At 35.9% G+C, this 12,137-nt stretch carries 18 protein-coding genes; 1 reads left to right on the top strand and 17 read right to left on the bottom strand.

Features of this window, described 5'->3' with window-relative positions; genetic code table 11:
• Positions 1 to 41 precede the first annotated feature (41 nt).
• The 17 genes from zapA to miaB form a co-directional block, all read right to left on the bottom strand.
• On the bottom strand, positions 42 to 563 hold the full coding sequence (gene zapA / locus BIV20_RS07250) for a cell division protein ZapA (RefSeq protein ID WP_075719545.1): 522 nt from the start codon (positions 561 to 563) through the stop codon (positions 42 to 44).
• A 75-nt stretch (positions 564 to 638) separates the two neighbouring features.
• On the bottom strand, positions 639 to 1,631 hold the full coding sequence (ruvB, locus tag BIV20_RS07245; protein ID WP_075719543.1) for a Holliday junction branch migration DNA helicase RuvB: 993 nt from the start codon (positions 1,629 to 1,631) through the stop codon (positions 639 to 641).
• A 68-nt stretch (positions 1,632 to 1,699) separates the two neighbouring features.
• On the bottom strand, positions 1,700 to 2,041 hold the full coding sequence (locus BIV20_RS07240) for a cupin domain-containing protein (protein WP_075719541.1): 342 nt from the start codon (positions 2,039 to 2,041) through the stop codon (positions 1,700 to 1,702).
• On the bottom strand, positions 2,041 to 2,478 hold the full coding sequence (locus BIV20_RS07235; RefSeq protein WP_075719539.1) for a nuclear transport factor 2 family protein: 438 nt from the start codon (positions 2,476 to 2,478) through the stop codon (positions 2,041 to 2,043). The genes BIV20_RS07240 and BIV20_RS07235 overlap by 1 nt, the downstream gene beginning before the upstream one ends.
• Entirely contained in the window at positions 2,478 to 3,461 is a 984-nt protein-coding gene (locus BIV20_RS07230) for a GNAT family N-acetyltransferase (RefSeq protein WP_158024918.1), read from the bottom strand. Before BIV20_RS07230 ends, BIV20_RS07235 begins: the two co-directional genes overlap by 1 nt.
• Positions 3,462 to 3,471: 10 nt before the next feature.
• On the bottom strand, positions 3,472 to 3,825 hold the full coding sequence (locus BIV20_RS07225; protein WP_192848872.1) for a cupin domain-containing protein: 354 nt from the start codon (positions 3,823 to 3,825) through the stop codon (positions 3,472 to 3,474).
• A gap of 10 nt (positions 3,826 to 3,835) precedes the next feature.
• Positions 3,836 to 4,708, bottom strand: coding sequence for an alpha/beta fold hydrolase (locus BIV20_RS07220; protein WP_075719535.1), 873 nt, complete (start codon positions 4,706 to 4,708; stop codon positions 3,836 to 3,838).
• 33 nt (positions 4,709 to 4,741) lie between these two features.
• On the bottom strand, positions 4,742 to 5,125 hold the full coding sequence (locus BIV20_RS07215) for a VOC family protein (RefSeq protein ID WP_075719533.1): 384 nt from the start codon (positions 5,123 to 5,125) through the stop codon (positions 4,742 to 4,744).
• A gap of 78 nt (positions 5,126 to 5,203) precedes the next feature.
• A complete protein-coding gene (locus tag BIV20_RS07210) occupies positions 5,204 to 5,779 on the bottom strand; it encodes a hypothetical protein (RefSeq protein ID WP_075720053.1) in 576 nt (191 codons plus the stop codon).
• A gap of 90 nt (positions 5,780 to 5,869) precedes the next feature.
• Positions 5,870 to 6,199, bottom strand: coding sequence for a MazG nucleotide pyrophosphohydrolase domain-containing protein (locus tag BIV20_RS07205; protein ID WP_075719531.1), 330 nt, complete (start codon positions 6,197 to 6,199; stop codon positions 5,870 to 5,872).
• 76 nt (positions 6,200 to 6,275) lie between these two features.
• Positions 6,276 to 6,818 carry a GNAT family N-acetyltransferase gene (locus tag BIV20_RS07200; protein ID WP_075719529.1) on the bottom strand — a complete coding sequence of 181 codons (543 nt, stop codon included), beginning with the start codon at positions 6,816 to 6,818 and terminating at the stop codon, positions 6,276 to 6,278.
• Between the two features lie 57 nt (positions 6,819 to 6,875).
• The gene (locus tag BIV20_RS07195) at positions 6,876 to 7,112 is read right to left on the bottom strand and encodes a hypothetical protein (protein ID WP_143524513.1); all 237 of its coding nucleotides are present in this window, start codon (positions 7,110 to 7,112) and stop codon (positions 6,876 to 6,878) included.
• 65 nt (positions 7,113 to 7,177) lie between these two features.
• Positions 7,178 to 7,720: a DinB family protein gene (locus tag BIV20_RS07190; RefSeq protein WP_242939800.1), complete on the bottom strand. Its 543-nt coding sequence runs from the start codon at positions 7,718 to 7,720 to the stop codon at positions 7,178 to 7,180.
• Positions 7,721 to 7,790: 70 nt separating this feature from the next.
• Positions 7,791 to 8,444, bottom strand: a complete 654-nt coding sequence (locus BIV20_RS07185) for a flavin reductase family protein (RefSeq protein WP_083655127.1) — start codon at positions 8,442 to 8,444, stop codon at positions 7,791 to 7,793.
• 19 nt (positions 8,445 to 8,463) lie between these two features.
• The gene (locus BIV20_RS07180; protein ID WP_075719523.1) at positions 8,464 to 8,799 is read right to left on the bottom strand and encodes a hypothetical protein; all 336 of its coding nucleotides are present in this window, start codon (positions 8,797 to 8,799) and stop codon (positions 8,464 to 8,466) included.
• A 5-nt stretch (positions 8,800 to 8,804) separates the two neighbouring features.
• Positions 8,805 to 9,416 carry a Holliday junction branch migration protein RuvA gene (gene ruvA, locus BIV20_RS07175; protein WP_075719521.1) on the bottom strand — a complete coding sequence of 204 codons (612 nt, stop codon included), beginning with the start codon at positions 9,414 to 9,416 and terminating at the stop codon, positions 8,805 to 8,807.
• 1 nt (position 9,417) lies between these two features.
• On the bottom strand, positions 9,418 to 10,851 hold the full coding sequence (gene miaB, locus BIV20_RS07170; protein ID WP_242939799.1) for a tRNA (N6-isopentenyl adenosine(37)-C2)-methylthiotransferase MiaB: 1,434 nt from the start codon (positions 10,849 to 10,851) through the stop codon (positions 9,418 to 9,420).
• A 219-nt stretch (positions 10,852 to 11,070) separates the two neighbouring features.
• On the opposite strand from miaB, the gene BIV20_RS07165 reads away from it, so the two are divergent.
• Positions 11,071 to 12,099 (top strand): aldo/keto reductase, encoded by a 1,029-nt coding sequence (locus BIV20_RS07165; protein WP_075719519.1) that lies wholly within the window; start codon positions 11,071 to 11,073, stop codon positions 12,097 to 12,099.
• Positions 12,100 to 12,137 lie beyond the last annotated feature (38 nt).

Raw genomic sequence — 12,137 nt, 5'->3', positions numbered from 1 at the left:
AAAAACGCTCTGAAAAGTTATTTCCTTTTCAGAGCTCATTATCACTTGTTTCCTTCCTCTTTTGAGGTCTTTACCTGCGAAATTTTATTTCCATTTGTCTTCTGCGTTGCTACTTTTGTTCCAACCTCTTTCGTTTCTGCCTGTCCTTTTACTTTTCCAAGTAATGCATCCTCTAAAGAAGCCTCTAGCTTCGCTTTATGTAATAACAATTCCTTATTTTCTCTTTCAAGCTCTGTAATGGCCTTCTCATTACTCTCCAGCTTTATCTGAGCAGAAATCAGTTCATGCTTTAAATCATAAATTTCCTTGTCCTTAACCTCTATATCCTGTTCCAGTGTTTCTGCCTGTTCTTTAGCCTTGAAATAATCATCCGCAATATTTAACTCCAACAGAGTGGACTTCATATCCATCGGAAAACGGCGGAACTGTTCCATCTCGTCAAATTCGTTTATCTTATTATTGATGTAGGTAGCAACCTTCTGTAAATAAGCCTCACTCTCGTATCCGCTTAATGTATAAATCTTGCCTCCTATTAAAACATCTGCGCTGGTTTTCGCTGACATAAGTCTTCATCCTCTCTGCTTTCTTTTACCATATACACTCAAAAGTATATCTCTTTTTTTACAGAAAAACAACCTTTATTTTGTAATTCCAAAATGTCCATAAGCAAAATCTGTAGCCACTCTTCCCTTGGGAGTACGGTTAATAAAGCCATTCTTCACCAAATATGGCTCGTACACATCTTCAATGGTCCCTGCATCCTCGCCTAAAGATGCAGCAAGGGTATCAAGACCTACCGGTCCGCCTTGGAATTTTTCGATAATCGTCAATAAAATATTCCTGTCATTCTGATCTAATCCAAATTTGTCTACTTCCAATAAATCTAATGCAAAGGAAGCTACTTCCTTATTGATTTTTCCATCATATTTTACCTGGGCGAAATCACGGACACGCTTCAAAAGACGATTTGCAAGTCTTGGAGTACCTCTGGAACGTCTTGCAAGCTCAAAGGCCCCCTCTTCATCTATCTCAACATCTAGTTTTTTTGCTGAATGAAGAACAATCGTCTTTAATTCCTCCGGTGTATAGAACTCCATATGATTTACTACGCCGAAGCGGTCACGCAATGGTGCTGATAACAAACCAGCTCTTGTTGTTGCCCCCACCAGTGTAAAGTGTGGTAAGTCAAGACGAATGGAACGGGCAGTTGCTCCCTTTCCAATCATAATATCAATGACATAATCTTCCATGGCAGGGTAAAGAACTTCCTCTACCTGACGGTTTAGGCGATGAATTTCATCTACAAATAAGATGTCGCCTTCTTGAAGTCCACTTAAAATAGCTGCCATTTCTCCTGGTTTTCCGATTGCCGGACCAGAAGTAATCTTCATATGTACACCCATTTCGTTAGCGATAATACCCGCAAGAGTAGTTTTACCAAGTCCCGGTGGTCCATAAAACAATACATGGTCTAAAGATTCCTTACGCTGTTTTGCTGCTTCAATATAGACCTTTAATGTTCCCTTTGCCTTTTCCTGTCCAATATATTCATTTAAAGTTTGAGGACGCAGGCTTGTCTCTATTTTAATATCTTCTTCCTGTGCCTGTGTGGAAATCACTCTTTTTTCCATGAAAATGTTCCTTCCATTTTATCTTAACTTTTACTATTATATCTGTTACATCTTCAAAAAACAATGCCTTACTGCCTAATTCTTTTTCCACCAAAACAATGTATTGTTCTTGTTCCTGCTTTCACTCTTCCATGATGTGGTGTTCCCTTCGGAACAATAATTTCATCTCCCGGTCTTAAAATGTGTTCTTCATTATTAAATATTTCAACATACTCACCTGCCACACATAACGTATATTCATCAAATTCATGTATCTGCTCTTTTGATTCTCGATCTGAATAATACGTCCAAAAAGCCATCTGGCTACCATCTTTTCCTTCAAAATAGTATCCATCAATGTCTTTTGTATTTTGTTGACTACTATCTATGTGGTTATATTTGCTCTTCATAAAATCTGGAAAATCTTTCATTACATGCCTCCTACAATATCTATTCTATTTTTCAGGTTCTTTTCAGGTTCAAAAGAAAAGTGCGCATGCATAATTTTCCACTTATCCTCGATACGCTCCAAATACATGGTACTTCGTACTACCGGAACAGGAAAACTTTTATACTTAGAAATAAAACATAAACACGCTGCATTTTCTTTATGGAAAACATTTAAATTTTCTATGATAAGCGGCTCTACGCCCCCTGACTCTGTTTGCTTTCCCTTCACAAAAAAGTCTGAAATCAGTTGCAAATGCTCCTCTAAAGTATATGTATCATTGCCTTTATGATTATCAAAATATATCAACACATTGCTTTGCGTATCATAAAATTCTTTTAAACCTACTATATCTTTGTTATAAAAACATTCATTATATTGATCTAAAAAATCAACGAAAATTTTTTTACTCTTTTCCATTATATACCTCCTATACATCGAACAAATTCATATTCATATGTAGAAAAATATTTATTCCAAAATCCTCTAGCATTAGGGTTGGCTGTTCCATGTTCTACCCACTCATAGGAACACTGCTTCATAAGCAACTCATTTTCTGCATAAAATAGCAATGATTCCGCCAATTTTGTTCCTCGATACTCTGGTAGTACAAATGCTTCCCCCACATTAGCAGATTCCTCTTTTCCAAAAATAAATTCATTTCTTTCTGGATTTGTTTCAATTACGCCTATGATTCTTCCGTTTTCTTCTGCAATAAAAACATTAGTATCTTCATCCTCAAAAAATTCTTTATATACATCTTCTGTAAACTCATTACCTGGATAAAAAATAGGACTCTCCTTTAAATGCATAATCAACTTACTTAATAACGCCCAAATCTCTGACCACCTTTTGCCTATTTCGCTTACTTCGATTTTTCTTATGCAATATTCTTTATTGATATCATTCTTTTGCAAGAGGCGAACACCTGTCTCTGCTTGTATTCCAAATTCCATATAGGAAAATAGTCTCTGTATCTCCAAATCTTGTGCATATATATGAACGGAAAACGAAACTACTTTTCCATTTACCAACTGTCCGGCTAACTCTTGAAATAAGAGTGACACAATTTTTGTTCTGTCTTCGCCCTCGGCACCATATCCCCATATCGGAATATTGCAATGTAATATATTATCTTCTTCCCATAACTGATAAAGCAAATATCCTTTGCAACATCCTTTTTGCAGATAAACAACTCCCTGCATATGCTCCATTTTTTCTTCTATAAAGGCTTGGATTGCAATATCGTCATTTATTCTTGGTATCTCAAATTCCATAAGTTTACTAATATAGTTACGGCTCGCAATTGATAATATCTGCTTTTTATGTTCTATGAACTCTGAACTAATGATTCCATTTTTTGTTATATTTTCTTTATCCTCTTTCTGTGCATTTCTTATCATTTTCATTTCCTCAATCACTTTCCGAATATGTACCACCTGTATTGCTTTTATTTAGAGTCCCCTCAACTTCAATTAGAAGACACTTGACCAATTTTTTACAAACAGGTCTATGTTTAACTCCTTTTGGAATAATAATAAAATCATTTTCTACCAGGTGAGTAAGTCCATCTTCAAATTCAATATCAAATTCACCTTCAATACAATAAAATAATTCATCCGATTCTTCATGAATATGAAAATCCAGTGTCCTATTCTCGGCTTGAAGAACGTTAATCATGTGATTATTTAATGTACCAATTCGCATATACGAAAACAATTCATTTATAGAATTTACTTTTTCCTTAATATTTACTTTTTCTATCATAATTCATCTCCTAATTCAAGATATCTTCAACAAACAACTCAATATAATATGAAACCTTGTCATAATTTGACCAGTGTATATAGTGCTCGGCATTCTTAATCATGACTTGTTTACTGTTTTCAGACCATGATGCCAATTGAATCTGTACATCATTCCATTCATCACCATTATCAGAGGAAAGAACAAGTATCGGTATTTTACCTAACAAAGAGCCTTCACGAACCTTTTTTGCATTTTCGTTGATGAGTTTAATGTTGTCCAATGAAGCCGAGTTTCCTGTAAATTGATAATACATTGATTTATCTATTTCCTTCACTTCTTCCGGAATGTTGTGATTTCTAATATTTTCACCGTATAATGGCAACATAATTCCAAGCTCTCCCAATAGACGATTGATACCAATTGTTCTGATAAATGCACTTCCTCGATTAATTATTTTTGCGAAAATTTCAGAATCTGTACTATAAAACTCCGGACTTCCAGAATCCAAAAATATAATGCCTTTCACTTTTTCTGGATTCATTTGGGCATAGCCAATTGCTTCAAGAGAACCAAGAGAATGGCAAAGTAAAATTATCGGCTTGTTTGGAGCAACCGTATCAATCAATATCGAAAGTTCTTTAACAAGATTTTCGATTGAACGCTCCGTTTCCGTACTCGAACTCCAACCACTTCCCGCATGGTCAAATGTCACTGTCTGTCCCATTGTTGACAACATATTCTGAATCATATAAAAATCCGTATAAGCACATGGTGTTCCGGAACCCGTAATAAAAACAAATGCAACATCACCCTCACCTTTTGCGTAATAGTGTGCTTGATATGTTCCTACATCAACATATGATCCAATTGCCGGATATTCTTTTGGTTCAATTTGTACCATAATAAATTGCCATATTCTTCCTTAATTTTTATTTTATACGGTTATTTCAATTTGATTCCCCTCGATACCAAGGATACAACTTTCATAATATCCGTCGCCTGTTGTTCTTGGCCCACTTATTACTTCATAACCATCCTTCTTCAACTCTGCTGTAAGTGCATCAACCTTTTCTTTACTTCCTACACTAAAAGCCAAATGAATATATCCTGTTCTTTCCATAGTTTTTTCAGGATTATCCATAGATGGTCTATTCATAATTTCTAATCTAGCCCCATCATCAAAAGACAAGAAATAGGAACGAAAATTCGTATTAAAATTATGGTATCCATCATTGGAAGACGCCCCGAAATATTTTATAAAAAATTCTTTGGTCGCTTCTAAATCATTTACATATAATGCAATATGTTCTATCCTCATCAGATTCTCCTTTCGGCAAATTGGAAGTTGCGCGTTTCTACGAGCGGTGCGAAGATGCGAATGGCACCGCTCGATAACTTAGGATTTATCCTTCAGAATATCTGCAAACTTATTCTTCAAAAAGAATCGGTACTCTGGGTGATTTTCAATACTACTATATTCTTCCTCTATTACTCTTTCCAACCACGCTTTTCTTTTACCAATAAACTGCTCGTAGCGAATGATATGTATTTTGCCCGCTTTTTCAGCCAACATTATTTCCTCATATGCATCTTCAATGAATTCGCAGAAATTTACCTTTGTTGCCTTACTGGAAATATGTGCATTGGGAATCTTGATATCTATTGCATTTTCCTCAATGATTTCATTACAGTAGTAAATATAGCCAGAAACATCTTTATATGTTTCTTCCAAAGCATTAGGATAGTATTCTTCAAAGCATAGGATTCCATCCTTAAATCCATACGCTCCCCACTTATACCAAAATCCGTTATATTCAAAATTCTGTTCCTTACAGAATTTCTCAACAGCATTGCTTAAGTATACTAAGACATTTTCACGCTTATCCGAAAAGTATATTAATGGTATATTATGGTTAGAAATTCGTGGTTTCAAAATTTCTATATTCTTTACTGGCGATGCATGATAGTACATAGTTTCCTCCAACATCAATTTTCTTTATCTCCACCCATCTTCTTGTCCTTCGGACAAGAAGCATCCCCCGCTCTAAAGACCTCGCTCAATTCAACTTTTTCGTTCCATATAATCTTTTAAATTGATTTCATGATTATATTTAATAGCAGCCTTTAAATCTTTTTCAATTATTGTCTTTTCTAAATCAATATTATTAATAGCAGCTATAGCTACAGTATAATGGATAACATCAGCTAATTCTTTTGCTAATTCTTCCTTTATATCTTTGTCGCCACCTTTTCTTCCTGTTCTAATATTTAGAAGTTCTGCCACTTCACCAATTTCTTCCACAAGTTTCATAAATAAGCCTTGGTCTTCATCAAAACTTTTATATGTTTCTTTTAGATAATTTTCTAATGTTTCAATATTTAATTTATTCATTTCATTGTTCCTCGCAAATGTCTAAAAGTTCTGATAAATTATTAACCTCATAATCAGCCCTTTCACATTGCTTTATTTAAAGTTTTTTCATCATCCAATAAGCATCAGCATATGTACCATCTTTATATTTCATATTATTAGGAAAAGTTCCATAAATTTCAAATCCCATATTTTTATATAAATGGATAGCTCTTTCATTATCAGCAACTACTTCAAGTTCAATTTGCTCAAAACCTTTTTCATTAGCTACCGCAAATAACTTCTCTATCATAGCACGCCCAATACCCATTCCGGTATATTTTTGATAAAGCGCTATTCCCATACTGGCACGATGTTTATATCTGCTTGTTGCCATTCCCATAAGAGAACAATTGCCGACATATTTTCCATCTAAAAAACCTAATAACATTAAATTATTTTCAGAATTATTAATTTGAGTAATAAACTTTTTTTCCTGTTCTAAGGTGAATTTTATTTCTTCCGGCTCTTTCACCAAATATCTAGTCTCACCACAAGTCACTTTCAAATAGTCTATCAGCATTTGTGCATCTTCTTCCGTTGCATTGCGAAATAGCAACTCTTTTCCTTTTACATTTATAATTTCATCATTAATGAGCATTCTATTATCTCCTGTCTTTAAGTATCCCCATCTACTTTGTGTTACTGTTAGCAAACTTTATCTGGCACCATCCATCCACGAACCATATGCCTGACTTTCAATTTCATACATATTTAATTTTCTATATTCATCTATGGTATCACAAAGCCCTCTGTCATAAAAATGACAGCACTGAATACCTTCTTCATATTCAACAAAATATGTATTTATATGGATTTTATTGCGGTTATCATTTGGATTTACATATACAATAAAATTATGTTCAGAGTACGGCTCATGCGTTTTACCCTGCAAAATGATGTCTTCCTTTGAAATATAAAAGAAATCTTGCATATAATTTCTCCCGTTATTATCAAATCTTAATAGTAGTTTGGCATTGGTTCTTCCGGATATGCCCCTTTCATATTCAGAACATACGGCCACTTTCCAGTATCTTCCACAATAAATCCATAGATTACTCCCATGTGCCTGTGCCAATGCCTAAACTGTCCCAATATTAGACGAAATCTTGTCATGTTGCATCCTTCCGGCATATTAGAAAGTTCGTCATCGGACAACTCGTTTATATAGGTTTCAATTTTCGACTTGATGCCATAAAAATAGTCTTCTAATTGTTCCCTCGATAAATATTCCTTATCCGGAACAACATTCAAATCTGCTAAGGTTTCTGTATGAAATTCGGGGTTCTGATAATTAGAGTCACATGGATTAATAAACCACCTATCCATAGAATACAAGGTATGATACAGGTATTTCCACATAGGTAGTCCATCATATCTCTTATTCCAAAGTTCGTCTGGAATACATTTCATTAAATTTTCTGTTTCCCATAATGCTCTGTTTGTCAAGAAACGAATGTCATCGCATAACGTAACATCTTTGTTTTCTGCTTTTCTCATCATAATTTTCTCCTGACCTCGATACTTTTTTAGACTTCATCTCAGTAAGTTCGAAAAACTGGGATTTGTATACTTATTTATTGGATAACTCATCATATGTAGCATACTTTTTTATAATACCGACACAAGTATTCTCCTCTTTTCCACTCTCCGGGTTTCTCGGAGAATGAATATTATATAAATATCCTGTTTCACCATAACGTCCCTTCATTTGCTCGTTATAGTATTCTTCATCCATTACCACATTAACAACTTTTACACACATGACAATATGGTAACTATCAGGTGTAAGTTCCTTTTCCCATGCATACTCACATTCTAAATTCAAAAAACATTCTTTTATTCTTGGTGCATCTACCATGGAAGCTTTCTCCACAGTTAAACCTGCCATTTGAATTTCATCATCTTCGTACTCGTTATTATAGATGGTAGCATGACATTTCATATATACATCCGCAGAGGGGAAGTTAATTACCAAGGATTTTTTCTCTTTAATAGTAGAATACATGTGTCCATATTTGTTTACATCTGCAAAAATGCAATAAAAACCATCACTATTGGAAAAAGTTAACCATGATTGCATTGTTGCATTCGTCTTTCCATTTTCTTTATATGATGTTACAACGACCAACGGAGCGGGTATTGCAACAACATGCTCTTTCCAATCAAATCCATACATCTCTTGTCCTTCAAAACATGAGGGACAGTTCATAAATTCCTTTTTCATTTTATTCTCCAACTAAGTGTTATTCCTTAAACTCTTCGCATAATATTTCACTTATTTTTTCATATGTTCCCAGTGGATTCTCAATCATCATCATATGACAAGCATTATTTACATAACTAATTTCCAACTTTTCCAATGTTGCAGATGACAAATTTAAATCTTGTATTTTCTTGTCATATTCCGAGCGATTTCTGTTCCCATATATTCCATATACCTTTTGTGGTATTTCCTGTAATAAATCAATATAATCAAAATCTTCTTGTATGGAACAGAGTAATTCATTGGAATAATACGATCTCTCATCCTGAAACATTTTTCCAACTTGTTCACCATATAGTTCCTTCTTTCTCCTCATACTACCTAAAGAAACGCCATCTGTTTCAATGCTTCTTTCAACACTTCTTCTACCGTAATGTCCTCTGTAAGTTCCACACCATTCACTGCTTTTAAAGCCTCTGAAGCAGAATAACCAAGAGCTGTCAAGGCCTGTACCGCTTCGTTTTTCACGCTGGAAAGTGAATTGGTATTTGTCTCTGCCACATGTGCAGTTTTCGCTTCAAAAGCATCCTCTAAGCTTAACTTATCCTTCAATTCCAAAATAACACGCTGTGCTGTCTTATTCCCGATTCCCGGTGCCTTTGCAATGGCTTTTGCATCTTCTCCCAACACTGCAAAACGCAGGTCATCCGGTGTCATTACCGACAGCACTGCAAGCGCACCTTTCGGGCCGATACCACTAACCCCAAGTAACAACTTGAAGATATTCAAGTCATCTCTTGTTAAAAATCCATACAACTGCATATCATCTTCCTTTACATGAAGATATGTATAGATTTTTACGTCCTGTCCTGTTCCTGTAAAATTATCTATCATACTGGCTGGAATGTGAATATTGTAGCCAATCTGTCCAGCTTCAACTACAATCACATCATCCATAATCTCAACCAGTTCACCTTTAATATAAGAATACATCTTACACTTCTCCTGTCATCTCACCGTAAAAATAAAATCCTTTACATTCCTTTAACTTCACGTTAACAATCTTTCCAATCAATTCTTCTGTTCCCGGAAAATGTACTACAAAGTTGTTACTGAGTCTTCCGGTTACCAGTGAACTGTCCTGTTCGTTCACTTCTTCTACCAAAACGCTTTCCGTTTTTCCGGTAAGAGCCTGAGCACGTTCAGAAGCACAACTCTGTACCTCCTTTAATAACCGGTCAAAACGGTCTTTCACCACATCCTCCGGTACTTGTTCTTCCTTTGCTGCAGCAGGGGTCCCGGTACGTTTAGAGTATATAAAAGTAAACGCACTATCATAGCGTACTTTCTGTACCACATCCATAGTTTCTAAAAAGTCCTCTTCCGTCTCACCAGGAAATCCTACAATAATATCTGTAGTAAGTGCAATATCCGGTACAGCCTTGCGAATCTTTTCCACCAGGGTTAAATACTGTTCCTTATCGTAATGACGGTTCATTTCCTTTAAGATACGGCTACTTCCTGACTGTAACGGTAAATGCAAATGCTTACATATTTTTTTCGATTTGCTCATAACTTCTATCAGTTCATCAGACAAATCCTTTGGATGGGAAGTCATGAAACGGATACGCTCCAATCCTTCAATTTTCTCGATTTCCTGCAACAATTCTGCAAAGGTTACCGGTGTCTCCAGATTCTTTCCATAAGAATTTACATTCTGTCCAAGAAGCATAACTTCTACCACGCCATCTGCCACAAGATGTTCGATTTCACGAATGATATCCTGAGGCTTTCTGCTACGTTCTCTTCCTCGCACATAAGGAACAATACAGTAACTACAGAAGTTATTGCATCCGAACATAATATTGACTCCGGACTTAAAGGAATACTTACGCTCCACCGGAAGGTCTTCTACGATTTTATCTGTATCCTTCCAAATATCAACTACCATTCCCTTCTGTTCAAAAGTAGCAACAATGAGTTCTGCAAATTTATAGATATTATGTGTTCCAAATATTAAATCTACAAAGCGATAGCTTTTTTGCAACTTCTCAATTACTTCCGGTTCCTGCATCATACAACCACAAAGTGCAATTTTCATATGTGGATGATGCTTTTTATAAGTACTCAGATATCCTAAACGTCCCCAAACCTTGTTGTTAGCATTTTCCCTGACTGTGCAGGTATTATAAATAACAAAATCGGCATCTTCACTATCTGCCGCTTCGTACCCAATCGTTTCTAAAATTCCTGTCAGTTTTTCAGAATCTCTGGCATTCATTTGACACCCGAATGTAGTGACACAAAAGGTTGGTCTTCTACCTAACTGCTGTGCCAAATCATCTACATAACTCTTGGCTTTTTCCATATAATAAAATTGGCGCTGTGGCTCCATTGTCGGAACCTGGTCATACATATTCTTTTCCATATATACTATCCTTTTCTATCTATATTTAAAATTAGTCTTGCACAAAGCAAACTTAACTTATATCATACACTTTTTTCCGTAGAATGTAAATGTCTCTGCAAAAAAATCCAACCATTTGTTCGTAATTCTTAACTTCTTGTATTTGAAAATATATCATGATAAAATAGTCCTAATGAACAATTTTCTCATTAACTTTTTTTACGAAAGAGGTGTTTTAACATGAATAAAACTGTTACTCTCGGAAAAACGGGAATTACCGCAAACAAAAATGGTTTCGGTGCTCTCCCGATTCAACGTATCTCCACAGAAGATGCGGGAAAACTATTGCGTAAAGCATATGATGCAGGAATAACCTTTTTTGATACTGCACGCTTTTACACTGACAGCGAAGCCAAAATCGGAGAGGCACTTTCTGATGTCCGCAATCATATCTATATAGCAACAAAGACTGCTGCCCAAAATGGAGCTGATTTCTGGAAGGATTTAAGGACTAGTCTTTCTCTTCTGAAAACAGATTATATTGACCTTTATCAGTTCCACAATCCTTCTTTTTGTCCTAAACCCGGTGATGGTACCGGATTATATGAAGCTATGGAACAGGCAAAGGAAGAGGGTAAGGTTCGCCACATTGGTATCACCAATCACCGTCTTTCCGTAGCACACGAAGCCATAGACAGTGGACTTTACGAAACCTTACAATTTCCTTTTTGCTATCTTGCCACGGAAAAAGATTTAGAACTGGTAAAAAGATGTCAAGAAGAAAACATGGGATTTATTGCTATGAAGGCATTATCCGGCGGACTCATTACGAATTCTGCCGCCGCTTATGCATATCTGGATCAGTTTGACAATGTGCTTCCTATCTGGGGTGTGCAGCGTGAAAAAGAACTGGATGAATTCATAAGCTATATTGATAATCCGCCTGCAATGACACCGGAAATCAAGAAAATCATAGAAGATGACCGCACGCAACTTGCCGGAAACTTCTGTCGTGGCTGCGGCTACTGTATGCCCACCTGTCCGGTAGGAATTGAAATCAACAACTGTGCCCGCATGTCGCTGCTGCTTCGCCGTTCTCCTTCCGAATTACAGCTTACACCAGAGGTACAGGCAAAGATGAAAAAAATTGAGGACTGTATTCACTGTGGCCAGTGCAGCGCACACTGTCCTTACGGACTAGATACGCCAACATTATTAGAGGAAAATTATAAAGACTATATAGAAGTTTTAAATGGAAAAACTCTATAAAACGCTAAAAGGGCAGATAAGAACTCTTCAACATTACG

The organism is Roseburia sp. 499, assembly GCF_001940225.2.
Lineage (GTDB): Bacteria > Bacillota > Clostridia > Lachnospirales > Lachnospiraceae > Petralouisia.
This window is presented reverse-complemented; position numbering and strand designations above follow the sequence as displayed.

Bases quoted from the DNA above. Each gene is read 5' to 3' on its own strand.
- ruvA (WP_075719521.1), bottom strand. From the start codon at position 9,416: ATGTATTCTTATATTAAAGGTGAACTGGTTGAGATTATGGATGATGTG.
- BIV20_RS07235 (WP_075719539.1), bottom strand. From the start codon at position 2,478: ATGGAAAAGAGTAAAAAAATTTTCGTTGATTTTTTAGATCAATATAAT.
- BIV20_RS07165 (WP_075719519.1), top strand. From the start codon at position 11,071: ATGAATAAAACTGTTACTCTCGGAAAAACGGGAATTACCGCAAACAAA.
- BIV20_RS07230 (WP_158024918.1), bottom strand. From the start codon at position 3,461: ATGATAAGAAATGCACAGAAAGAGGATAAAGAAAATATAACAAAAAAT.
- BIV20_RS07190 (WP_242939800.1), bottom strand. From the start codon at position 7,720: ATGATGAGAAAAGCAGAAAACAAAGATGTTACGTTATGCGATGACATT.
- BIV20_RS07180 (WP_075719523.1), bottom strand. From the start codon at position 8,799: ATGAGGAGAAAGAAGGAACTATATGGTGAACAAGTTGGAAAAATGTTT.
- BIV20_RS07205 (WP_075719531.1), bottom strand. From the start codon at position 6,199: ATGAATAAATTAAATATTGAAACATTAGAAAATTATCTAAAAGAAACA.
- BIV20_RS07215 (WP_075719533.1), bottom strand. From the start codon at position 5,125: ATGAGGATAGAACATATTGCATTATATGTAAATGATTTAGAAGCGACC.
- BIV20_RS07225 (WP_192848872.1), bottom strand. From the start codon at position 3,825: ATGATAGAAAAAGTAAATATTAAGGAAAAAGTAAATTCTATAAATGAA.
- ruvB (WP_075719543.1), bottom strand. From the start codon at position 1,631: ATGGAAAAAAGAGTGATTTCCACACAGGCACAGGAAGAAGATATTAAA.
- zapA (WP_075719545.1), bottom strand. From the start codon at position 563: ATGTCAGCGAAAACCAGCGCAGATGTTTTAATAGGAGGCAAGATTTAT.
- BIV20_RS07210 (WP_075720053.1), bottom strand. From the start codon at position 5,779: ATGTACTATCATGCATCGCCAGTAAAGAATATAGAAATTTTGAAACCA.
- BIV20_RS07200 (WP_075719529.1), bottom strand. From the start codon at position 6,818: ATGCTCATTAATGATGAAATTATAAATGTAAAAGGAAAAGAGTTGCTA.
- BIV20_RS07220 (WP_075719535.1), bottom strand. From the start codon at position 4,708: ATGGTACAAATTGAACCAAAAGAATATCCGGCAATTGGATCATATGTT.
- BIV20_RS07240 (WP_075719541.1), bottom strand. From the start codon at position 2,041: ATGAAAGATTTTCCAGATTTTATGAAGAGCAAATATAACCACATAGAT.
- BIV20_RS07185 (WP_083655127.1), bottom strand. From the start codon at position 8,444: ATGAAAAAGGAATTTATGAACTGTCCCTCATGTTTTGAAGGACAAGAG.
- miaB (WP_242939799.1), bottom strand. From the start codon at position 10,851: ATGGAAAAGAATATGTATGACCAGGTTCCGACAATGGAGCCACAGCGC.